The following is a 20,053-nucleotide window of genomic DNA, read 5'->3' as shown; positions in this document are numbered from 1 at the left end:
CCCCCCGTTCCCCCGGGCGCGTCCGGCTAGGACTCGCCGTGCTGCTGCTTCTTCGCCGCCTCGGCGATCTGCCGCTTGGCGGCGGTGGCGTAGATGTCCACGTACTCCTGGCCGGAGAGCTTCATGATCTCGTACATCACCTCGTCGGTGACCGAGCGCAGGATGAAGCGGTCGTGCTCCATGCCCGTGTAGCGGCTGAAGTCCAGCGGCTTGCCGATCCGGATGCCGGGGCGCATCAGCTTGGGCATGACCTGGCCGGGCGGCTGGATCTTCTCGGTGTCGATCATGGCGACCGGGATCACGGGCGCGCCGGTGGCGAGCGCGATGCGGGCCAGACCGCCCGGCTTGCCGCGGTAGAGGCGGCCGTCGGGCGAGCGGGTGCCCTCGGGGTAGATGCCGAAGAGCTCGCCGGCCTCGATGACCTTTATCCCGCTGTTGATCGCGGCCTCGCCGGCCCCCCGCGCGCCCGAGCGGTCCACGGGGAGCTGGCCGACGCCCTTGAAGAAGGCGGCGGTGAGCTTGCCCTTGATGCCGGGCGTGGTGAAGTACTCGGCCTTGGCGATGAAGGTGACCTTGCGGTCGAGCACGGCGGGCAGGAAGAAGGAGTCCGAGAAGGACAGGTGGTTGCTCGCCAGGATCGCCGGTCCCTGCTTGGGGATGTGCTCGAGGCCCTCCACCCACGGCCGGAACGCGGCTCGCAGGGGGTGGCCGATGGCGATCTTCATCACGCCGTACAACAACCGATGACCTCCTGTGTCTGACGGGAAGACCTTAACGCCAGATCCGCCGGTGCTCTCCCCCGGTGTCGGCCGTCCGCGTACTGTGAGGTATCGCTTTTCGCGCATTCCACCGAACAGGAGACGTACGGTGCCGCTGATGCCCGGAGCCGAGCCGTACCGCCACGACGGCGGTGAGGTCGGCGTCCTGCTGTGCCACGGTTTCACCGGCACACCGCAGTCCATGCGGCCGTGGGCCGAGTACCTGGCCGAGCGGGGCCTGACCGTGTCCGTACCGCTGCTGCCGGGGCACGGCACGCGCTGGCAGGACATGCAGCTGACCGGCTGGGAGGACTGGTACGCGGAGGTGGACCGGGAATTCCGCGCGCTGTCCGAGCGCTGTGACCGCGTGTTTGTCTTCGGAATGTCGATGGGCGGGGCCCTGACCCTGCGGCTGGCCGCGCAGCACGGCGCCGCGGTCGGCGGTGTCGCCCTGGTCAACCCCTCGGTCAAGGCCGACAGCCATCAGCTGAAGGTCGTCCCCCTGCTGCGCCACTTCGTCCCCTCCGTGCCGGGCATCGCGAGCGACATCGCCAAGGAGGGTTCGGAGGAGGTCGGCTACGACCGCACCCCGCTGCGGGCGGTGCACTCGCTGAGCCGGTTCTGGAAGCTGGTGCGGCACGAGCTGCCGCAGGTGACGCAGCCGCTCCTGCTGCTGCACAGCCGGGTCGACCACGTGGTGCACCCGTCGAACTCGGCGGTCGTGCTGAGCCGGGTGTCCTCGACGGACGTCACGGAGACGGTGCTGGAGCGCAGTTACCACGTGGCGACGCTGGACCACGACGCGGAAACGGTCTTCGAGCAGTCGTACGCCTTCGTGGAGCGGCTCTCGGGTGCGGGAGAGCAGGCGCGGAAGGAGGACGCGGCCAGTGGCTGAGCCCGAGGAGGAGCGTCGGCAGGTGCCGGAGGGCGAGGAGCCGGAGCGCGCGCCGCTGGACGAGGAGTCGGCGTGGGCCGCGCTCGTCGCGGCGTACGAGAAGGACCCCGAGCCCGGGACGGGTTCGTGGCCCGCGGCCGAGGACGTCCCGGCGGCGGAGCGGGACGGCGAGGGCAGGGCCGAAGGCGAACGGGACGCGAACGAGGGCGCGGCGGACCCGTCCGCGCTGCCCTCGGCGCCGGACGCGACGCGGATCGTCCTCCATCCCGTGCTGTCCGGTCCCCGTGACTACGAACTGGACGAGGAAGCGGACGAGGGCCACTACGAACCGCCGGAGCCGCCGCCGCTCCCGGAGGCGGACGTGACGACGAAGTTCGCCTGGCTCGCCGCCGTGGGCGGGCCGCTGCTGATCTTCGGTTTCGTCCTCTTCCAGGAGCCGATGCCGTGGTGGGCGCTCACCGTCGGCGCCGGTGGCTTCCTCGGCGGCTTCGCCACCTTGGTGACGCGCATGCGTCCGGGCGGCGACGAGGACGACGACCTGCCGGGCGGCGGCGCCGTCGTCTGAGCGGAGCCTTCGTCAGGCGGAGGCGGGCACCCTGAGGGCGGCCAGGACCGGGAGGTGGTCCGTGGCCGCCCTCAGGTCGTGCGGGGTGATGCCCGGCAGCCCGTGCGGGACCCCGCAGCCGAGGACCTCGACGCCCGGGGTCGTGAAGATCGCGTCGATCCGCTGGTGCGGGTCGTGCGGGGTGGAGGTGTACTCGCCGCCCCAGGGCCGGGCCGCCCAGGCGTCCTGCAGGTCGTCGGCGAGCCGGCGGAAGGTGCGGCCGTGGGGGCGGTCGTTGAGGTCGCCGCCCACGACCGCGTAGGGCTCGCCCATGGCGGCGAGCCTGTCGAGCAGCATGCCGCCCTGGTCGTAGCGCTCGCGGGCCTGGAGCGAGAGGTGGCAGCTGACGACGGACAGCCGGGCGCCCCCGACGCGTACGACGGCGGTGGCGAAGCCGCGGCGGTGCAGGCCGGGGGTGCGGGGCAGCAGGACGTCCTCGGCGCGTTCCACGTGCACCCGCAGAGAGGACAGCACGAGGGGGCCGGTGGCGCCGGCCCCGCCGGTGACGGCGACCAGGCCCGAGGCACGGGCGAGGCGGGCGACGGCCTTGCGCCAGCGGAGGAAACGCGGTGCCTCCTGGATCAGCGCCAGGTCGGGGTCGCAGGCGCGGATCACCCGGGCGAGCGCGGCGGTGTCGTCCCGCATCGAGCGGATGTTGTAGCTCAGCACGCGGACGACGGCGGAGCCGTCCGGCTCCGTACGGGACGCCGGCAGCTCCGGCAGCGGGCCCTCGCTCACGGGCTCACTGTAGCGGCGGCACGGTCGCGCGGGGCGGCGGAACGGCCCGGGCCGCGGGTGCGCGGCCGGGAAAGGCGGGTGCCCCCGTCACTCCCGTGTGCGGGAAGTGGCGGGGGCACCGGTGCCGTGCGGGTGACCGCCGGGGCTAGCCCTGGCGGGCGAGGTCGGCAGCGCCGACGAGGCCTGCCTTGCCGCCGAGTTGGGCGGCGAGGACCTGGGCGTGCGGCCGGTACTGACCGCCGACCAGCCAGCGGCGGAAGGACTTGCGGATGGGCTCCAGGACGAGTTCGCCCTCGTCGGAGACTCCGCCGCCGACGATGAAGGCGGAGGGGTCGAAGAGCGAGGCCAGGTCGGCCAGGCCGGCGCCGGCCCAGCGGGCCAGCTCGCGGAAGGAGTCGACCGCGACCTTGTCGCCGTCGCGCGCGGCACGGCTGATGTGCTGGCCCTGGATCCCCTCGGGCGTGCCGTCGCCGAGCGACAGCAGCAGCGCGGCGTTCTCCGGCTGGGCGACGGCGCGCTGCTTGGCGTAGCGCACCAGTGCCCGGCCCGAGGCGTACTGCTCCCAGCAGCCCTGACTGCCGCAGCCGCACAGCAGACCGTCCGGCACCATGCGGATGTGGCCGAACTCGCCGGCCACGCCGAAGCGGCCGCGGCGCAGCTTGTTGCCGATGATGATGCCGCCGCCGAGCCCGGTGCCCAGGGTGATGCAGATGACGTCGTCGTGGCCCGCGCCGGCGCCGAAGCGGTACTCGCCCCAGGCGGCGGCGTTGGCGTCGTTCTCGACGACGACGGGCAGGCCGACGCGCTGCTCGACCTTGTCCTTCAGCGGCTCGTGGCGCCACCGGATGTTGGGTGCGAAGAGCACGGTGGCGCGCTTGTCGTCGACGTAGCCGGCGGCACCGATGCCGACGGCCTCGACCGTGTGGTTGGCGCTGACGTCGTGCACCGCTGTCGCGATGGCGTCGACGACGCCCTCGGAGGTCTGCGGGGTCGGCACCTTGACGATCTCGAGAATCGCGCCTTCCTCGTCGACCACGCCGGCCGCGATCTTCGTGCCGCCGATGTCGACGCCGATGGTGAGTCCCATGTATCCCTCAGTATTCGGTCGAGCCCCGCTGCGTCCAACCGTACCGGAGGGCGACCTGCGCCCTGTTCGGGCCCGATGTTCCGTGTCGGGTCCGTGTCGCGCCGTTCAGTCCAGGTCGATGCGCTCACTGGGCGGGGTGTCCCCGCCGGAGGTCCAGCGGCGTTCGTGCCCGCTCACCGCCGCGCGGTAGGCGGCCAGGAGTTCGGCGCCCGCGGCGGCGAGGTGGTCGAAGACCTCGGGGTTGCGCTCGACGATCGGCTCCACAGCCTGTTTGACCTGGGAGATCAGCCCCTGCGCCGCCATCTCGGCGGCGGGGGTGCGAAGCGCCGACAACCGGTCGGTGACGGCTTCCGCGAGGCGTCGCAGCTCCTCACCGGCGCTGCCGGGGGTCTGGCCGCTCTGCTGCCGCCGACGGGCGTTCTCGGCGGCGATGTCCTCCGCGCTCGCCTTGGCCCAGGCGTCGGAATCGGTGTCGGGGCGGCCCGCGCGGTCCGTGGATTCGCTCATGGTGGCTCCGTAAGGCTCCGGCTTGGTACCAACGACGGTACCCGAACGAGGGCGGCGCTTTCAGCGCTCAGCGGGGCCAAAGACCGGGATCCGGGGCGAACCGGACCTGCAGCGCGCCGTCGCGGAGCGCGGCACCGGCCACGGTGCAGCGGCGCAGCGCGGAGGGCAGCGGGAGGATGCGGCGGTATCCCTCGGCGTCGACGACGAGTTCGTCGCCACGCCGTACGAGGTCGACGGTGTCGCGCGCCGCGCCCGGCAGGGGCAGCCGCCAGAGGAAGTGGCCCTCGGCGGCGAGCCGGTCCTCGGTGGTCCACGGCGGCGTGGCGGGGCCCTCGGGCGCGTCGGCGGGCGGCTGCGCGGCCAGCCGGGCGAGGTCCTCGGCACCGCGTGGCTCGCGGCCGAGGTGCGGCAGTTCGTGCACCGCGGTGGGGGTGCCGGCGAGTTCCGCGCGCAGGGCGCGCACTTCCTTGCGGCGGTGGCCCGCCAGTTCGGCCAGCCAGGGGTCGGGGGACCCCTCGGGCAGCAGCCGGTTGGCGACCACGGCCTCCAGACGGTGGCCGTACAGGGCCAGTCCGGTACGGGCCCGGCGCACGGCTTCGGCGGCGTGCGTGCCGGGGGCCACGACGAGCCGGACCGTGGTGGCGGCGTCCTCGATCACCGCCTGGGCGGTGGCCAGTTCACGGTCGGCGCGGGCGGCGGCCTCGTAGGCCCAGGCACCGGGTGCGGGCACGCCGGCGAGCTGGGCGAGGACGGGGCGCAGGGCGCGCGCGGCCTGCCGCTCCTGAGGGACCAGCCGGGCGATGTAGCGGCGCAGTTGCGCGGGGAGCGCGAGTGCGCAGAGGGCGTCGTGGACCGGCGGCAGGTCGACGACCACGAGGTCCCAGCCGCCGGCGGTGTCCCGCAGGGCGCGCAGCAGCGCGAAGGCGTCGGCGCCGGGGAGTTCGGTGAGTTCCTCCGGGTCCAGCGGGGCCGCGCCGAGCAGGTCGAGGAGGGAGCCCAGGCGTTGCTGGACGGCTCCGGCGTCGGCCCGGAAGGCGGCGGCCGCGTCTATACGCGCGGCCCACAGGCCGGGTACGGACGCGACCGGGGCGATGGGCAGGGAGGCCGCGCCGTCCGGCGGTGCGCCGGCGTCCCCGGACGGTGCGGGCACCGCGCCCAGCACCCTCTCCAGGGAGGCATCGCGGTCGGCGGAGAGCAGCAGCACGCGCCGCCCGGGCGTGCTCGCGGCCACGGCCGTGGCGGCGGCGACCGTCGTGCGCCCGGCGCCGCCCGTACCGGTGACCAGCAGCGTCCGCATGTCAGCCCCGTCAGCCCTGGGACTCGACGCGCTTCTTCAGGCCGGCGAGTGCGCGGTCGATGATGACCTTCTCGGCCTTCCGCTTGATCATGCCGAGCATGGGGATCTTGACGTCGACGGTCAGCTGGTAGGTGACCTCGGTGCGCTTGCCGTCCTCCAGCGGGACCAGGATGTAGGCGCCGTCCAGGGTCCTCAGCATCTGGGACTTGACCAGGGTCCAGCGGACCTCTTCGTCGCCGGCCCAGGTGTAGGCGAGGGTGTGGTCGTCCTTGATGGCGCCCGCGTCCAGGAGGAGCCGGACCTGCTCGGCGCGGCCGTCGCCGCCCGCGGAGAGGATCTCCGCCTCCTTCACCTCGCCGGTCCACTCCGGGTACCGGGCGAAGTCCGCGATGACGCCCATGACATCGGCCGGGGCCGCGTCGATCGTGATGCTCGACCTGGTGTGTTCCGCCATCGCCGTGGCCCCTCCGGGACGTCGCGTCGTACCTGCTGTTGTATGTCTGCTGGTGAAGGCTACCGCCTGGTCGGGTGGCCGGAGACCGCCGGGGCGGTCACCACTGCAGCGCCCATGGCGTCCGGGTGGAGTTGAAGTGGCCGACGTTCACGCATTCGGTCCTCCCCAGCCGCATCCGCCGCACCAGCGGCTGGTGGACGTGGCCGAAGAGCGCGTACTTGGGCCGCGTCCGGCGGATCGCGTCGAGCAGTGCCTCGCTGCCGCGTTCGAGGCGGCGGGCGACGGTGTCGTAGCAGAGCTCGGGGACGGCGGGCGGGATGTGCGAGCACAGCACGTCGACCTCGCCGAGGGCCTCGACCTTGGCGGCGTACGTCTCGTCGTCGATCTCGTACGGGGTGCGGTATGGGGTGCGCAGCCCGCCGCCGACGAAGCCGAAGACCAGGCCGCCGATCTCGGTGGTGGTGCCGTCGAGCACCGTGGTGCCGGGCCCGGCGTACTCCGGCCAGAGCGCGGGGATGTCGACGTTGCCGTAGGTGGCGTAGGTGGGGGTGGGGAAGGCGGCGAACAGTTCGGCGTACTGCCGGCGCACGGCGGACTCGATGGCGGTGCGCCGGTCGGTGCCGAGGCCGTCCCACAGTTCGCGGTCGAGGGCACGGGCCTCGTCCCAGCGCAGCGCGGTGCGCAGCCCGACCATGCGGGAGGCGTTCTCGGCGCCGAAGAGGTCGGGGAAGATGCCCCGGGAGTGGTCGGCGTAGTCGAGGAAGAGGATCAGGTCGCCGAGGCAGATCAGCGCGTCGGCGCCGTCGCCGGCCTTGGCGAGGGCCTCGGAGGCACCGTGGACGTCACTGACGACATGGACCCGCATGACGATCACTTTAGGACGCGCCGCGCGGGCTTGGGGAGGGCGCACCGGGGCCGCGGTTACCTGCGGGTCACCGGGGGCCTCGACTAGGCTTCCGACCAGTGGATCCACACTGTGCCGCGGTGGCCGTCCGGCGTGTGACGACGATGTGACACACAAAACATCTACACGGCACCCCCTACCGCAGAAGCTTTACCGGTGGGTAACGTCCAGGCCGTCCGTTCCACGCTCAACCATGCAGTGGACGCAGCCAGCACCGCCGCCGGCGCCGATGAGGAGCAGCAGTCTTGCGCGAGTTCAGCCTTCCGGCTCTCTACGAGGTCCCCGCGGACGGGAACCTGACTGATCTCATCCGCCGCAACGCCGCTCAGCACCCCGATGTTCCCGTCATCGCCCGGAAGACCGCGGCCGGTGACTGGGCGGACGTCACCGCCACCGCCTTCCTCGCCGAGGTCCGTGCCGCCGCCAAGGGCCTGATCGCCTCGGGCGTGCAGCCCGGCGACCGGGTGGCCCTGATCTCCCGCACCCGGTACGAGTGGACCCTCTTCGACTTCGCCATCTGGAGCGCGGGCGCCGTCACCGTCCCGGTCTACGAGACCTCCTCCGCCGAGCAGATCGAGTGGATCCTCGGCGACTCGGGCGCCGTCGCGGCCGTCGTGGAGAGCGAGGCGCACGAGAAGTCCGTGGAGTCGGTGCGCGACCGCCTGCCGCAACTGAAGCACCTGTGGCGGATCGAGGCGGGTGCGGTCGATACCCTCGGCGCGGCGGGCACGGACGTCGCCGACGCGACGGTGGACGAGCGCAGCGCCTGGGCCAAGGCGGACTCCCCGGCCACCATCGTCTACACCTCGGGCACCACCGGGCGCCCCAAGGGCTGCGTGCTCACGCACCGCGCGTTCTTCGCCGAGTGCGGCAACGTCGTGGAGCGCCTGAAGCCGCTCTTCCGCACCGGCGACTCCTCGATCCTGCTCTTCCTGCCGCTCGCGCACGTCTTCGGCCGGCTGGTCGAGGTCGCCGCCCTCATGGCGCCGATCAAGCTCGGGCACGTCGCCGACGTCAAGAACCTCACCGGCGAACTGGCCGCCTTCCGGCCGACGCTGCTGCTGGGCGTGCCGCGGGTCTTCGAGAAGGTCTACAACTCCGCGCGCGCCCAGGCGCAGGCCGGCGGCAAGGGCAGGATCTTCGACAAGGCCACCGACGTGGCGATCGAGTACAGCCGCGCACTGGACTCGGCGAGCGGTCCCTCGCTCGGCCTGAAGTTCAAGCACAAGGTCTTCGACCGGCTGGTCTACAGCAAGCTGCGCGCCGTGCTCGGCGGCCGCGCCGAGTACTCGGTCTCCGGCGGCGCCCCGCTGGGCGAGCGGCTGGGCCACTTCTACCGCGGCATCGGCTTCACGGTGCTGGAGGGCTACGGCCTGACCGAGTCCTGCGCGGCCACCGCCTTCAACCCCTGGGACCGCACCAAGATCGGCACCGTCGGCCAGCCCCTGCCGGGCTCCACGGTCCGCATCGCCGACGACGGCGAGGTCCTGCTCCACGGCGAGCACCTGTTCTCCGGCTACTGGAACAACGAGGCGGCCACCGCCGAGGCCGTCACCGACGGCTGGTTCCACACCGGCGACATCGGGACGCTCGACGAGGACGGCTACATCACCATCACCGGCCGCAAGAAGGAGATCATCGTCACCGCGGGCGGCAAGAACGTCGCCCCGGCGGTGATCGAGGACCGGATCCGCGCCCACGCGCTGGTCGCCGAGTGCATGGTGGTCGGCGACGGCGAGCCCTTCATCGGCGCCCTGGTCACCCTGGACGAGGAGTTCCTGCCCCGCTGGGCCGAGCAGCACGGCAAGTCCGGCCGCACCGTCGCGGAACTGCGCGAGGACCCGGAGCTGCTGGCCGAGGTGCAGTCGGCGGTGGACGACGGCAACGCCGCGGTGTCCAAGGCGGAGGCGGTGAAGAAGTTCCGCGTCCTGCCGACGCAGTTCACGGAGGAGTCCGGTCACGTGACGCCCTCGCTGAAGCTGAAGCGCAACGTGGTGCTGCGGGACTTCGCGGACGAGATCGCCGCGATCTACGGCAAGTGAGCCCTGGGGGCCCTCTCCGACGGGCCCTCACCCACGCTGACGGTGGCCGCCGTACGCCTCGTGCGCAAGGCGGCCACCGGCGTTCCTAGGTGATGCCGTCCTGGGCCAGGACCCTGGCCATGGTGCGCTCGGCCAGGGCGGTGATGGTGACGAACGGGTTGACCCCGATCGAGCCGGGGACGAGCGAGCCGTCGACGACGTACAGGCCGTCGTAGCCGTTCGCGCGGCCGTAGGCGTCGGTGGCGCTGCCGAGGACGCAGCCGCCGAGCGGGTGGTAGCAGAAGTCGTCCGCGAAGACGCGGTTGCCGCCGAACAGGTCGTACCGGTAGATGGTGGCGTTGGCCCGGTTGACGCGGTCGAAGAGGGTCTTCGCGGCGGTGACGGAGGGCTGGTTCTGGGAGCGGGTCCAGTTGAGCACGGCGGCGTCGGTGGCCGGGTCGTAGACGAAGGTGCCCCGTTCGGGGTTCCTGGTGATCGCGAGGTAGAGGCTCACCCAGGTCTCCAGGCCGATGGGGAGCGGGGCGATCTCGGCGAACACCGGGTTGGCGGCGTTGTTCCAGTCGTTGATGCCCATCACGGGGATGGTCGACTGGTGGGCGCCGGTGGGGTTCCACAGGTGGTTGGCGCGGCCGAGCATGATGTTGCCGTTGCCCGCCCAGCCCTTGCCGACGGCGGGGCTGAGGTCGGGCAGGGCGCCCGTGTCCCGGGCGCGCAGCAGCAGTTCGGTGGTGCCGAGGCTGCCCGCGCCGAGGAACAGGGCGCCGCAGCCGACCTCGCGGGTGGCGACGACGGCGCCGGTGAGGTCGGTCTGCGCGACCGTGAGCACGTAGGTGCCGTCGGGCTCGCGGCGGATCGCCTTGACGCGGCTGAGGGTCTCGATGGTGACCTTGCCGGTGCCGAGTGCGGCCGCGAGGTAGGTCCGGTCGAGGCTGCGCTTGCCGAAGTTGTTGCCGTAGATGACCTCCTGGGCCAGGGCGGACTTCGTGGCGGTGCCCGCGGCCTCGCGCTGCATGTACCCGAAGTCGTACACGTTGGGCACGAAGGTGGTGGCGAGCCCCGCCCTGGCGGCCTGGGCGCGGGAGACGCGGGTGAACCGGTACCACTCGGTGCTCTCGAACCAGTCGGGCGCGACGGTGTTGACCCCGAGCATGCGATTGGCCAGCGGGAACCACGTGCCGTACATGGCGTCGGCGTCGACCTGCGGGAGCACCTCCCGGAAGTAGCCTCGGTCCGGCGTGACGGCCATGCCGCCGTTCACGAGGGAGCCGCCGCCGACGCCGCGGCCGACGTAGACGGACATCCCGGGGTGGTCGACGCGGTCCAGGACGCCGGGGTACGGGGCGATGTCCTTGTTGACCACGTCGAGCCAGAGGAAGGTGGCGAGCGGGGCCGCGGTGCGGGTGCGGAACCACATGGATCGCCGGTCCGGCGAGGCGGTGTTGCAGAAGACCTTGCCGTCGGAGGCCGGCGTGTCCCACGCCCGCCCCATCTCCAGTACGAGGGTGCTCACGCCCGCCTCGGCCAGGCGTAACGCCGCGACCGCGCCTCCGTAGCCGGAGCCGACGACGACGGCCGGCACGTGACCGGCCGGTTCCCGGTCCGCCGCGGCGGCCGGGGAGAGCCCGATGCGGGTGAGTCCCATCACGGATGCCGTCTGCAGGGCGGCCATGCCCAGTATCTGACGGCGCGTCAGGTTTACTGTCATGGGCGCATCATGGGCGGAATGGAGGATTCCGCCCATACCGTACGCTCATGGTCTTTTACAACAGGGCCTTCAGCCTGTCGGCGAGCAGATCCCACCGCCAGGCTTCCTCGACCCACTTGCGGCCGCGCTCGCCCATCCGGCGCCGCAGCTCCGCGTCGCCCAGCAGCGCCAGGATCCGCTCGGCGGCCTCCCCGGGCTCCCCGCCGCGCACCACCCAGCCGGTCTCGCCGTCCAGCACCGCGTCCGGCGCCCCGCCGGAGTCGCCCGCGACGACCGGCAGCCCGGTGGCCGAGGCCTCCAGGTACACGATGCCGAGCCCCTCGACGTCGAGCCCGCCGCGGCGCGTGCGGCACGGCATGGCGAAGACGTCGCCGGCACCGAAGTGCGCGGGCAGCTCCTCCCAGGGCACGGCCCCGGTGAACCGCACCGACTCCGCCACCCCGGTCCGCTCGGCGAGCCGCTTGAGGTCGTCCGCGTAGGGGCCGCCGCCCACGACCAGCAGGACGGCGTCCGGCTGGGCGGCCAGGATCAGCGGCATCGCCTCGATGAGGGTGTCCTGGCCCTTGCGCGGCACCAGTCGGGAGACGCAGACGACGACCGGCCGGTCGGTGAGCCCCAGCCGGGCGCGCACCGCCTCGCCGCCGGAGGCCGGGTGGAAGGTCTTCTCGTCGACGCCGGGCGGCAGCTGCACCATGCGTCCGGCGGCCTCGGGCGTCAGCGCCCGGGCGATCCGGGACCGGGTGTACTCGCCCAGATAGGTGATCGTGTCGGTGCCCTCGCCGATCCGCCGCAGCAGCGTGCGGCTCGCGGGCAGCTGCGCCCACCCCGCCTCGTGCCCGTGGGTCGTCGCCACCAGCCGGCGCGCCCCCGCCTTCCGCAGCGCGGGCGCCATCAGCCCGAGCGGGGCCGCCGCCCCGAACCACACCGACGTGCAGCCGTGTTCGCGCAGCAGCGCGGCTGCCCGCCGGGTCACCCTCGGGGTCGGCAGCAACATCGTCGTACGATCACGTACGACCGGGAAGGGCTGCTCGGCGTCGAACGCGGCGACCTCGGAGCCGTCCCGCCAGGTCGACGCGTACACCACCACCCGGCCGGGATCGAGGCGCAGCGCCATGCTGTGCACGAACGCCTGGATGCCACCGGGACGTGGCGGGAAGTCGTTGGTGACGATCAGGGTCTTGTCCATACGTCGCCGAGGGTATCCGGTGCGGTCCGCGGCAACCGACCGCGGCCCCCCGCGCGTCTAAGCTCCACACGCCTGTCCACGGCTGAGACCGGCATCGTGCATCATCACAGCAGAACCGATTCGACGAGGTGGACATGGCAGGCGACAGCGGCAAGCGGCTCCCGGTCGGGCCGGTCCTCGCCTGGGTGGCCACCAGGGTCCTGCTGCTGCTCTACGTCTTCAAGGTGCTCAGCCTGTCCCCGCTGGACGTGACCACCGACGTCTCGGTGATCTACCACGGCTGGTACGAGGTCCTGCGGTCCGGCACCTTCCCCCACCACGACGTCACCTGGCAGTACCCGCCCGCCGCCGCGCTCGCGGTGCTCTCCCCCGCGGTGCTGCCGTTCCTCGAGTACGCGACCGCCTTCTTCTGGCTCGCCTGCGCCGCCGACCTGGTCGCCTTCGCGCTGCTGCTGCGCGGTTCGCGCGGCGAGGGGCGGCGGGCGGCCGGCGCCTGGGTGTGGGTGGTCGGCGTGCCGCTGCTGGGGCCCACCGCGTACGCCCGCTACGACGTGATGGTCACCGCCGTCGCCATGGCCGCGCTGCTGGCGACGGTCCGCCGTCCCAGGGTCGCGGGCGCGCTGATCGCGTTCGGCGCGATGCTCAAGGTCTGGCCGGTGCTGCTGCTCACCGGGGTGCGCGACCGCCGCATCTGGACCGCGGCCGTGGCAGGGGCGGGCGTCCTCGCCCTGGGCTTCTGGCTGTGGATGCCGGGGGCCTTCGCCTTCCTGCGCTTCCAGGGCGAGCGGGGCACCGAGGTGGAGTCCCTGGGCGCCCTGGTCTTCCACATCGCCCGGCACCACGGCTGGCAGGGGCAGGTGCAGCTCAACTACGGCTCCATGGAGTTCCTCGGGCCCCATGTGGGCCTGGTGAGCAACATCGCGCTCGGGCTGACCATCGCCGCCTTCGCCTGGCTGCTGCTGTGGCGGCTGAGGGCGCGGACGTACGGCCCGCAGACGCCGTTCGACGCGGCGTTCACCGCGGTCCTGCTGTTCACCACGACCAGCCGGGTGATCAGCCCCCAGTACATGATCTGGCTGATCGGCCTGGCGGCCGTCTGCCTCACGCTGCGGGCCAGTGTGATGGCGCTGCCCGCGGCGCTGGTGCTGGCGGCGACGGTGCTCACCCTGTACGAGTTCCCGGTGCGCTTCGGCGACGTCGTCGGCAGCACGAACTTCGGCATCACACTGCTGCTGCTCCGCAACGGGCTGCTGGTCGCCGCCTCGGTCATCGCCTGCCGCCGGTTGTGGGTGGCCTCTGCCCGCCTGCCGGAGAAGCCGCGCAAGGCAACCGCGACGCGTCAGCCGGAGCACGACGAGGACGCCGAGAAGCTGCTGACCTGGTGAAGGCCGTCGTCACGGCCAGGCACTGCAGCCCCGCGGCCGCGGCCAGCGCGCCGCCCACGCCCACGAGGCCCAGTCCGGCCGGGACGGCCAGCACGTAGGCCAGCGGCAGCTGCACCGCCGTGCCCACCAGGGTCACCCGGACCAGCAGTGCCGCCCCGCCGCCGCCCTGGAAGACGCCGCCCAGGGCGATGAAGCACGCCAGCAGCACCAGGTACGGCCCCAGGGTGCGCAGGAACGCCGTCCCGGCCGCCGCCACCCCGGGCTCCGCACCGAAGGCGGCCATGACCCACGGCGCGGCGGGCAGCAGCACGACCGCCGCGGCGAGGCCGAGTCCGGCGCCGAGGAGCAGGGCCTGGCGGCCGATCGCGCGCCGTTCGTCGCGGCCCGCGCCGAGGTGGTGCGCGGTGTGGATGGAGGCCGCCTGGCGCACGGCGTAGAAGCCCATCGTCGCCACGTACACCGCCTTGGTCGCGATCCCGTACGCCGCGACCTGGGCGACGCCCAGCCGGGCCACGATCGCCACCAGGGTCAGCGTGCCGGCCATCCGCACCAGGAAGTCCGCGGCCATCGGCGCCCCCGTCACGGCGGTACGGCGCACCGCGGCCGCCACCGGTTCCGCGGGCGGGACGCTCGCGGCCCGCCGCACCAGGGGGTTGCGGCGCAGCAGCGCCAGCCCGGCCGCCAGGGCGGCGGCCCGGCCCGCGACGGTGGCCACGGCCGCACCCCGCACCCCGAGGTCATGGATCAGGAACGGGTCGAGGAGCAGGATCAACCCACCCGCCAGCAGGGCGAGCCGCATCGGGGTACGGGTGTCGCCGGCGCCCTTGAAGACGCCGTCCAGGGTGTTCTGGGCGTAGAACACCGCCGTGCCGGGGAGCGACACCGCGAAGTACTCCGCCGCGAGGCGGACCGCCGCCGGGTCGCCGTGCCCACCGAGCAGCAGGGCCGCCAGCGGCTCCCGGCACACGAACCCGCCCACGGCCACGAGCGGGATCAGCAGCGCGCACAGCCCCCAGCCGCCGCGCACCGCCGCCCTGACCGCCGCCGGGTCCCGCGCCCCGGCGGCCCGGGAGACCAGCACCGTCGTCCCCTGCGCGGCCATCAGCACGATCCCGAGGAGCACGTTCTCGGTGTTCGTGGCCACCGCGACGGCCGCGACGGCCGCTCCCCCGCCGCCGAGCCGGGCCACCCACAGCACGTCGATGATCCCGGCGACGACGCCGGCGAGCAGTTCCAGGTAGACCGGGCCGGCCAGCGCGGCCAGTCGGGCGCGGTGCGTCATGGGTCTCCCCCCCCCTAATGCGATACCTCGATTCGAGGTAGCTCGGTTAGAGGTATCATCATGGGCCCGGACGGACAAGTCCGAACGCATGATCGGGAAAGGTGGCGAACGGTGCTGGAGCTCACGATCCTGGGCTTCCTGTACGAGGAATCCCTGCACGGCTACGAGCTCAAGGAGCGCATCGCCGCACTCAACGGTCATGTCCGCCCGGTAAGCGACGGCGCGCTCTACCCGGCCATCAACCGCCTCGCCACGGCCGGACTGGTCAGCCAGCACACCGAGCCCGGCGTCGGCGCCGCACCGCGCCGCGTGCTCTCGCTCACCGACGCCGGACGCACGCGGCTGCTCTCCCGGCTCCGCGACCCCAAGCCGATCGAGATCACCGACGCCACCCGCTTCTTCGCCGTGCTGGCCTTCCTGCGGCACCTCCCCGACACCACGGCCCAGGCCGCGGTGCTGCGGCGCCGGCTGGAGTTCCTGGAGACCCCGGCCAGCTTCTTCTACGACCGCGGCAGACCCGTACGCGCGGAGGACACGGCCGACCCCTTCCGCCAGGGCATGCTGCGTATCGCCCGCGCCACGGGTCGCGCGGAGCGCGAATGGCTCACGGAGGCCCTGGCGGACCTCACCGCCTGACGCGGGGCCCTACGGGGCCGGGTGGGGGGACGGGTGCCCACGCCCCCGGCCCACGGCCCTGGGCAGCCGGGAAGCGCTGCCTCCGGGTGCGGGCCGCACGCCTGCGGCCCGGCGTCCGGAGGCGAACGGTCCCGCGAGCGCGTACGGCCGGTGCGCACCGGACGGCTGGTCCGAGCCGTGCGTGCGCCCGGCCCGGAAGGCCCACGGGGCCGGGCAGCCGGGAAGCCGTACCTCCGGAATCGGCCCACACCCCGGCCGCCCGGACCTCACCGACGGCACACGAAGGCAGCCCACACGCCGGACGGCCCGGCGTCCGGAGGCGAACGGTCCCGCGAGCGCGCGCCGCCGGGACACCCGGCCGCGGCGCCGTCGCAGGGGGCGGCACGCGCCGCGGCGTTCTTCGGTGCCGCCGCTGCCGACCGCGTCGGGCGGCCCCTGGCCGACGGCTCCTGGCCGCACCGCGAGTGCTTCCCCTGTCTGCGGGGCCGGCGAGGTCGAACGCACCGAAGCCCTGACGGACTGCCTCCACACCCAGCACCGCTGTCACACCGCGTCCGGCGGCCACCCGCCCGTGCCCCGCGGCAACAACGCTGCGGGTCAGTACACCTGGCCCGCGCCCTGGCCCGCGACGGCGAACGCGCGGGCGGCGGCGATGCGCTGGACGGGGGTGGGGTGCGTGCCGAAGAGGGTGTGCAGGAGGCGCGGGGGGTCGGGGTCGGAGACGTTGGTGACGGTGAGCCTGCGCTGCATGGCGATGAACCGCTCGGCGTCCCCGGTGAGTTCCAGCGCGTGCGTGTCCGCCCGCCGTTCGACGCGCCGGCTCACCGCGCAGCCGAGCGGTCCGGCGCACGCCGACAGCACCGCGGCCACCGCGGCGAGCAGGAACAGCCCGCGCGGGTCGCCGGTGCCGTAGGAGGAGCCGGCCATGACCGCGGAGAGCAGGCACACCCCCGCTCCCGCGCCGACGGCGCCGAGCAGAGTTCCGCGCAGCACGTCACGGTGCTTGACGTGCCCGAGTTCATGGGCGACGACGAGTTCGACCTCCGCCGCCGGGGCCGTGCCGAGCAGCGTGTCGTAGGCGACGATCCGCCGGGTGCGCCCGAAGCCGGAGACGTACGCGTTGAGCGCGGTCGTCCGCCGGGACGCGTCGGCGACGAGCACCGCCCGCACGGGGATCCGGTCCCGCTCGGCCAGCGCCAGCAGGGCATCGCGCAGGGGCCCGTCCTCCATCGGCCGGAAGCGGTTGAAGAGCGGCTCCAGGACCACCGGGGCGAGCCAGGACAGCACGACGGCCGCGCAGACGGCGCCCAGGGCCGCCCAGGCCCAGCCGAGTCCGTAGTAGCCGTACAGCGCGGCCAGCGCGAGCGGCACGGAGACCAGCAGCCCGCGCAGGACGTCGACGGCCCAGCCGCCCCAGCCCTGAGTGACGAGCCCGTAGCGGCGCCGGACGACGCGGACCCGGGCGGAGAACGGCAGGGTGACGGCCTGCTGGAGCAGCACCAGCAGGAGGCCGCCGGCCAGGACGCGAAGGGCCCGGTCGTCGCCGAACAGACCGGTGAGGGCGGCGCCCGCGGGACTCAGCCCCAGCACGAGCAGCAACGCGAGCCCGGCGAGGCGGCCGCCGAGCACGTGGGGCAGCTGCTCGCGGCGCAGCGCCCTGCCGCGGGCGGTCTCCTCCGGCGTGAAGTCCCCGTCCGTGCCGCTCATCCCAACTCCCCCTCGACGTAGGCGCGCCAGCGCTCGGTGAGGTCGTCCTCGTCGATGCCGAGCGTGCCGCGCAGATCCGCACCGGAACGGTACAGCGCGACCAGCCGGTCGGCGCCCCAGGTGTCGGCGATGAGCCGGCAGGCCAGCCAGGCACCCTCGTACGCCTGGGCCTGCGCGGGCGCGCCGGGCGCGAAGTCGCCGTCCGCGGGGAGGTGTCCGGGCGGGCCCGAGGCCGTGACGTCCTGGCGCAGCTCGGGTGCCAGGCTCCCGGCCGCACGCCCGGAGTCCCGGTAGGCGACCCAGTCGGCGAAGCCCTCGGAGAGCCACATCGGGGTGCGGGAGGTGGTCGCGGCGCGCGTGGCGACGTGGGTGGTCTCGTGGGTGAGCACGACCTGGCGGCCGAAGGCCGACAGCCCGGCGAAGGCCTCGGGGTTGACGATGACGCGTCCGGCGGGGGCGGTGCCGTTGCCGCCGGCCTCGCCGGTGGTGACGGCCGCGACGCCCGCGTACGTCTCCGCGGGGGCGTCCAGCAGCTGCCCCATGTGCCGCAGGGAGGAGGGCACCTCCAGCACCACCCGCCCGGTCCAGCCCTGCCCGCCCCAGGCCCGCCGCACCTGCGGGACGGCACGGTCCGCGTCGGTGGCGTACCCGGTCAGCTCCGCCCGGTCTCCGGTGCCGAGGACGAGGCTGTGGCTGCCGCGGACGACGTGCAGCGCGCCCTGCTCCCACAGCAGGCTCCCGGGATCGCCGTCGCCGGCCACCCGCCAGCGTCCACCGCCGTCGGTGCGCAGCAGCAGGGACTCGTCGGTGGTGACCTGGGCGCTGTCGTAGCCCTTGAGGCGGTAGCGCAACTGGACGCGCGCGGTCACCGGGTCGGCGCCCTCCGTGGAGACCAGCCGGTACGACCAGGAGGCGAGCGGGAGCTGCTGCAGGTTGCGGAAGACCTGGCGCTCGGCGGCGTGCCGGGCGGGCGTCACGTCGGCCAGGTACGCCTTCTCGTCGTGGTCCAGGACCGCGTCGGCCCGCCGGTCCAGCAACTGCCGGACGACCGGGTCCCCGGGGCGCGCGTGCTCCGCCTCCCCGCCGCCCGAGGGCCCGCAGCCCGCGAGGAGCACCGCCGCGCTGCACAGCGCGGCGGCCACGGCGCGGGTCGGCGAGCGGAAGAGTGCCACGCCGCCGATCGTACGGTCCCGGCGGCGACGGTCACGTGGGCCGGGTCACCGCGGAGATCGGCAGCATGGCGACGGGGTCGTAGCGGACCCGGGCACCGGGGTAGGGGGCGTGGATGACCTGACCGTCGCCGACGTACATGGCGACGTGGCTGGCGTCGCCGCGGTAGATGACCAGGTCGCCGGGGCGCGCCTGGCCGAGCGGCACGTGCCGTCCGGCGTTCAGCTGGGCCTGCGAGGTGCGGGGCAGGCCCACGCCGGCCTGGCGGTACGCCCAGACCATCAGCCCGGAGCAGTCGAAGGAGCCGGGGCCGGTGGCACCCCATACGTAGGGGGCGCCGACGGCGGAGCGAGCGGCGGCGACGGCCGTCGCGGCGCGCAGGGACAGCGGGCCGAGGTCGGGGATGTCGACGGTGCGGCCGGAACGGGAGGCACGGGCCTCCAGACGGCGGGCGAGCCGGGTCCGTTCCTCCGGGGAGAGGGAGTTGACCAGGCGCGCGGCCGCCATCAGCTTGCGCTGCACGGCCTTCTTGCGGGCGGTGAGGCTGGTGCGGGCCCGCTCGAGCTCGCCGAGCCGGTCGGTGGCTCGGGCACGTTCCTGGTCCAGGAAGCGCTGGGCGGAGCGGAGTTCGCCGAGGCGGGCGTCGCCGCGGCTGCTGATCCGGTCGAGGGTGGCCGCCCGGTCGAGGTAGGTCGCGGGGTCGGGCGAGAGCAGCAGGGCGAGGGTGGGGTCGACTCCCCCGCCGCGGTACTGGGCCCCGGCGAGCGTGCCGAGGTCGTCACGGAGCCGGTTGACCCGCTCCTGGCCGCGCGCGGCCCGGTCCTGGAGCACCTCGACCTCGCGCCGCAGCCGCTGGGTGTTCTCGCGGGCGGCGTTGAACTGCTCGGTGGCCCGCTCGGCCTGGGTGTAGAGGTGGTCGATGCGCGCCGCGACGTCGACGGAGGTGTCCGCCGGGTCGGCGGCGGCCGTCTGCGCGGTGGTGGCCGCACCGGCCATCGCGGCGGCGGCGGTGGCCGCCGCCGTCAGGACCGTGGCCCTTGAGGTACGCGGGGCCCGGCCGGGCTGCGGGATGCGTCGATGGGATGGCACGTCGGCTGACAGTAGTCAGCCGGACACCGGGAGTTCAAAGACCGGGTACCGCCGGGCGGCCGGACCGCGCCCCGCTTGCGCAGGTCACCGCCCGGCCGTCACCGTACGAGATCACCCGATAGGTTCAACGGGCTCCGGTGCTTCCGCCGGTTCTCAGATGCGGACGCCGAACTGGAACGGCATGTTGTTGATGGACTCGTAGCGCACGACGGTGCCGGTGCGCGGCGCGTGCAGGACCATGCCGTTGCCCGCGTAGAGACCCACGTGGTGCTGGTCGCCGTAGAAGATCACGAGGTCGCCGGGCGCCAGCTGGCTCATCGACAGGCGCGTGCCCGCGTTGGCCTGGGACTGGGAGGTGCGCGGTATGCCGGCGCCGGCCTGCGCGTAGGCCCAGGAGGTGAGGCCGGAGCAGTCGAAGGAGCTCGGGCCGGTGGCGCCGTAGACGTACGGCGAACCCAGCTTGGTCTTGGCGGCGGAGAGGGCCGCGGCGGCCAGCGAGGAGGCGGGCGGGACGTTGCCCAGGTCCACGCGCTCGTTGGAGCGGTTGGCGCGGCTCTCCGCGGCGGCCAGGGACGCGCGCTGGGCGGCGGTCAGCGAGTTGAGCAGC

At 73.8% G+C, this 20,053-nt stretch carries 19 protein-coding genes; 5 read left to right on the top strand and 14 right to left on the bottom strand.

The genetic code is table 11. The features are described from left to right. Window positions 1–26: 26 nt before the first annotated feature. Window positions 27–740 carry a lysophospholipid acyltransferase family protein gene (locus ACFW3D_RS25025; RefSeq protein WP_500507256.1) on the bottom strand — a complete coding sequence of 238 codons (714 nt, stop codon included), beginning with the start codon at window positions 738–740 and terminating at the stop codon, window positions 27–29. A gap of 127 nt (window positions 741–867) precedes the next feature. On the opposite strand from ACFW3D_RS25025, the gene ACFW3D_RS25020 reads away from it, so the two are divergent. Then, entirely contained in the window at window positions 868–1,653 is a 786-nt protein-coding gene (locus tag ACFW3D_RS25020) for an alpha/beta hydrolase (RefSeq protein ID WP_500507254.1), read from the top strand. Further along, entirely contained in the window at window positions 1,646–2,218 is a 573-nt protein-coding gene (locus ACFW3D_RS25015) for a hypothetical protein (protein WP_500507252.1), read from the top strand. The genes ACFW3D_RS25020 and ACFW3D_RS25015 overlap by 8 nt, the downstream gene beginning before the upstream one ends. A gap of 12 nt (window positions 2,219–2,230) precedes the next feature. On the opposite strand, the gene ACFW3D_RS25010 is transcribed toward ACFW3D_RS25015, so the two are convergent. From ACFW3D_RS25010 to ACFW3D_RS24985, 6 genes are all read right to left on the bottom strand, one after another. After that, window positions 2,231–2,995 carry an endonuclease/exonuclease/phosphatase family protein gene (locus ACFW3D_RS25010; RefSeq protein WP_500507250.1) on the bottom strand — a complete coding sequence of 255 codons (765 nt, stop codon included), beginning with the start codon at window positions 2,993–2,995 and terminating at the stop codon, window positions 2,231–2,233. A 145-nt stretch (window positions 2,996–3,140) separates the two neighbouring features. Further along, on the bottom strand, window positions 3,141–4,082 hold the full coding sequence (locus tag ACFW3D_RS25005) for an ROK family glucokinase (RefSeq protein WP_500507248.1): 942 nt from the start codon (window positions 4,080–4,082) through the stop codon (window positions 3,141–3,143). Window positions 4,083–4,187: 105 nt separating this feature from the next. Then, window positions 4,188–4,589: a DUF5304 family protein gene (locus tag ACFW3D_RS25000; protein WP_500507246.1), complete on the bottom strand. Its 402-nt coding sequence runs from the start codon at window positions 4,587–4,589 to the stop codon at window positions 4,188–4,190. Between the two features lie 67 nt (window positions 4,590–4,656). After that, window positions 4,657–5,886 carry an ArsA family ATPase gene (locus tag ACFW3D_RS24995; protein WP_500507244.1) on the bottom strand — a complete coding sequence of 410 codons (1,230 nt, stop codon included), beginning with the start codon at window positions 5,884–5,886 and terminating at the stop codon, window positions 4,657–4,659. Window positions 5,887–5,896: 10 nt separating this feature from the next. Next, window positions 5,897–6,340, bottom strand: a complete 444-nt coding sequence (locus ACFW3D_RS24990) for an SRPBCC family protein (RefSeq protein WP_500507242.1) — start codon at window positions 6,338–6,340, stop codon at window positions 5,897–5,899. A 97-nt stretch (window positions 6,341–6,437) separates the two neighbouring features. Continuing rightward, window positions 6,438–7,205: a metallophosphoesterase family protein gene (locus ACFW3D_RS24985; protein ID WP_500507240.1), complete on the bottom strand. Its 768-nt coding sequence runs from the start codon at window positions 7,203–7,205 to the stop codon at window positions 6,438–6,440. Window positions 7,206–7,489: 284 nt separating this feature from the next. Here ACFW3D_RS24985 and ACFW3D_RS24980 point away from each other — a divergent pair, with 284 nt between their 5' ends. Continuing rightward, the gene (locus tag ACFW3D_RS24980; protein WP_500507238.1) at window positions 7,490–9,286 is read left to right on the top strand and encodes an AMP-dependent synthetase/ligase; all 1,797 of its coding nucleotides are present in this window, start codon (window positions 7,490–7,492) and stop codon (window positions 9,284–9,286) included. Window positions 9,287–9,371: 85 nt separating this feature from the next. Here the strand turns inward: ACFW3D_RS24980 and ACFW3D_RS24975 are convergent, their stop codons facing one another. Together ACFW3D_RS24975 and ACFW3D_RS24970 are read right to left on the bottom strand one after the other, a co-directional pair. Beyond that, window positions 9,372–10,991: a GMC oxidoreductase gene (locus ACFW3D_RS24975; protein WP_500507236.1), complete on the bottom strand. Its 1,620-nt coding sequence runs from the start codon at window positions 10,989–10,991 to the stop codon at window positions 9,372–9,374. Window positions 10,992–11,046: 55 nt separating this feature from the next. Continuing rightward, window positions 11,047–12,177, bottom strand: a complete 1,131-nt coding sequence (locus tag ACFW3D_RS24970) for a glycosyltransferase family 4 protein (RefSeq protein WP_500507234.1) — start codon at window positions 12,175–12,177, stop codon at window positions 11,047–11,049. Between the two features lie 134 nt (window positions 12,178–12,311). Between ACFW3D_RS24970 and ACFW3D_RS24965 the strand changes: the two genes are divergently transcribed. Next, on the top strand, window positions 12,312–13,562 hold the full coding sequence (locus ACFW3D_RS24965) for a glycosyltransferase 87 family protein (protein ID WP_500507232.1): 1,251 nt from the start codon (window positions 12,312–12,314) through the stop codon (window positions 13,560–13,562). On the opposite strand, the gene ACFW3D_RS24960 is transcribed toward ACFW3D_RS24965, so the two are convergent. Continuing rightward, window positions 13,444–14,844: an MATE family efflux transporter gene (locus ACFW3D_RS24960; protein WP_500507230.1), complete on the bottom strand. Its 1,401-nt coding sequence runs from the start codon at window positions 14,842–14,844 to the stop codon at window positions 13,444–13,446. The two genes, ACFW3D_RS24965 and ACFW3D_RS24960, sit on opposite strands and share 119 nt — an antisense overlap. A gap of 111 nt (window positions 14,845–14,955) precedes the next feature. On the opposite strand from ACFW3D_RS24960, the gene ACFW3D_RS24955 reads away from it, so the two are divergent. Beyond that, window positions 14,956–15,480, top strand: coding sequence for a PadR family transcriptional regulator (locus tag ACFW3D_RS24955; protein WP_500507228.1), 525 nt, complete (start codon window positions 14,956–14,958; stop codon window positions 15,478–15,480). Between the two features lie 597 nt (window positions 15,481–16,077). Here the strand turns inward: ACFW3D_RS24955 and ACFW3D_RS24950 are convergent. The 4 genes from ACFW3D_RS24950 to ACFW3D_RS24935 form a co-directional block, all read right to left on the bottom strand. Then, on the bottom strand, window positions 16,078–17,187 hold the full coding sequence (locus ACFW3D_RS24950; RefSeq protein ID WP_500507226.1) for a M48 family metallopeptidase: 1,110 nt from the start codon (window positions 17,185–17,187) through the stop codon (window positions 16,078–16,080). Next, window positions 17,184–18,359 carry a hypothetical protein gene (locus ACFW3D_RS24945; RefSeq protein WP_500507224.1) on the bottom strand — a complete coding sequence of 392 codons (1,176 nt, stop codon included), beginning with the start codon at window positions 18,357–18,359 and terminating at the stop codon, window positions 17,184–17,186. Before ACFW3D_RS24945 ends, ACFW3D_RS24950 begins: the two co-directional genes overlap by 4 nt. A gap of 31 nt (window positions 18,360–18,390) precedes the next feature. Continuing rightward, complete coding sequence (locus ACFW3D_RS24940) at window positions 18,391–19,446, bottom strand: C40 family peptidase (RefSeq protein ID WP_500507222.1); 1,056 nt, start codon at window positions 19,444–19,446, stop codon at window positions 18,391–18,393. Window positions 19,447–19,599: 153 nt separating this feature from the next. Next, on the bottom strand, window positions 19,600–20,053 hold a 454-nt coding region (locus ACFW3D_RS24935), incomplete at its 5' end, for a C40 family peptidase (RefSeq protein ID WP_500507220.1).

Source organism: Streptomyces sp. NPDC058864 (assembly GCF_042742985.1).
Lineage (GTDB): Bacteria > Actinomycetota > Actinomycetes > Streptomycetales > Streptomycetaceae > Actinacidiphila.
This window is presented reverse-complemented; position numbering and strand designations above follow the sequence as displayed.

Excerpts from the sequence above, each read along its gene's own strand:
- ACFW3D_RS24990 (WP_500507242.1), bottom strand. The coding sequence starts at position 6,340 with ATGGCGGAACACACCAGGTCGAGCATCACGATCGACGCGGCCCCGGCC.
- ACFW3D_RS24950 (WP_500507226.1), bottom strand. The coding sequence starts at position 17,187 with ATGAGCGGCACGGACGGGGACTTCACGCCGGAGGAGACCGCCCGCGGC.
- ACFW3D_RS24965 (WP_500507232.1), top strand. The coding sequence starts at position 12,312 with ATGGCAGGCGACAGCGGCAAGCGGCTCCCGGTCGGGCCGGTCCTCGCC.
- ACFW3D_RS24960 (WP_500507230.1), bottom strand. The coding sequence starts at position 14,844 with ATGACGCACCGCGCCCGACTGGCCGCGCTGGCCGGCCCGGTCTACCTG.
- ACFW3D_RS25000 (WP_500507246.1), bottom strand. The coding sequence starts at position 4,589 with ATGAGCGAATCCACGGACCGCGCGGGCCGCCCCGACACCGATTCCGAC.
- ACFW3D_RS24995 (WP_500507244.1), bottom strand. The coding sequence starts at position 5,886 with ATGCGGACGCTGCTGGTCACCGGTACGGGCGGCGCCGGGCGCACGACG.
- ACFW3D_RS25005 (WP_500507248.1), bottom strand. The coding sequence starts at position 4,082 with ATGGGACTCACCATCGGCGTCGACATCGGCGGCACGAAGATCGCGGCC.
- ACFW3D_RS24970 (WP_500507234.1), bottom strand. The coding sequence starts at position 12,177 with ATGGACAAGACCCTGATCGTCACCAACGACTTCCCGCCACGTCCCGGT.
- ACFW3D_RS24985 (WP_500507240.1), bottom strand. The coding sequence starts at position 7,205 with ATGCGGGTCCATGTCGTCAGTGACGTCCACGGTGCCTCCGAGGCCCTC.
- ACFW3D_RS24975 (WP_500507236.1), bottom strand. The coding sequence starts at position 10,991 with ATGACAGTAAACCTGACGCGCCGTCAGATACTGGGCATGGCCGCCCTG.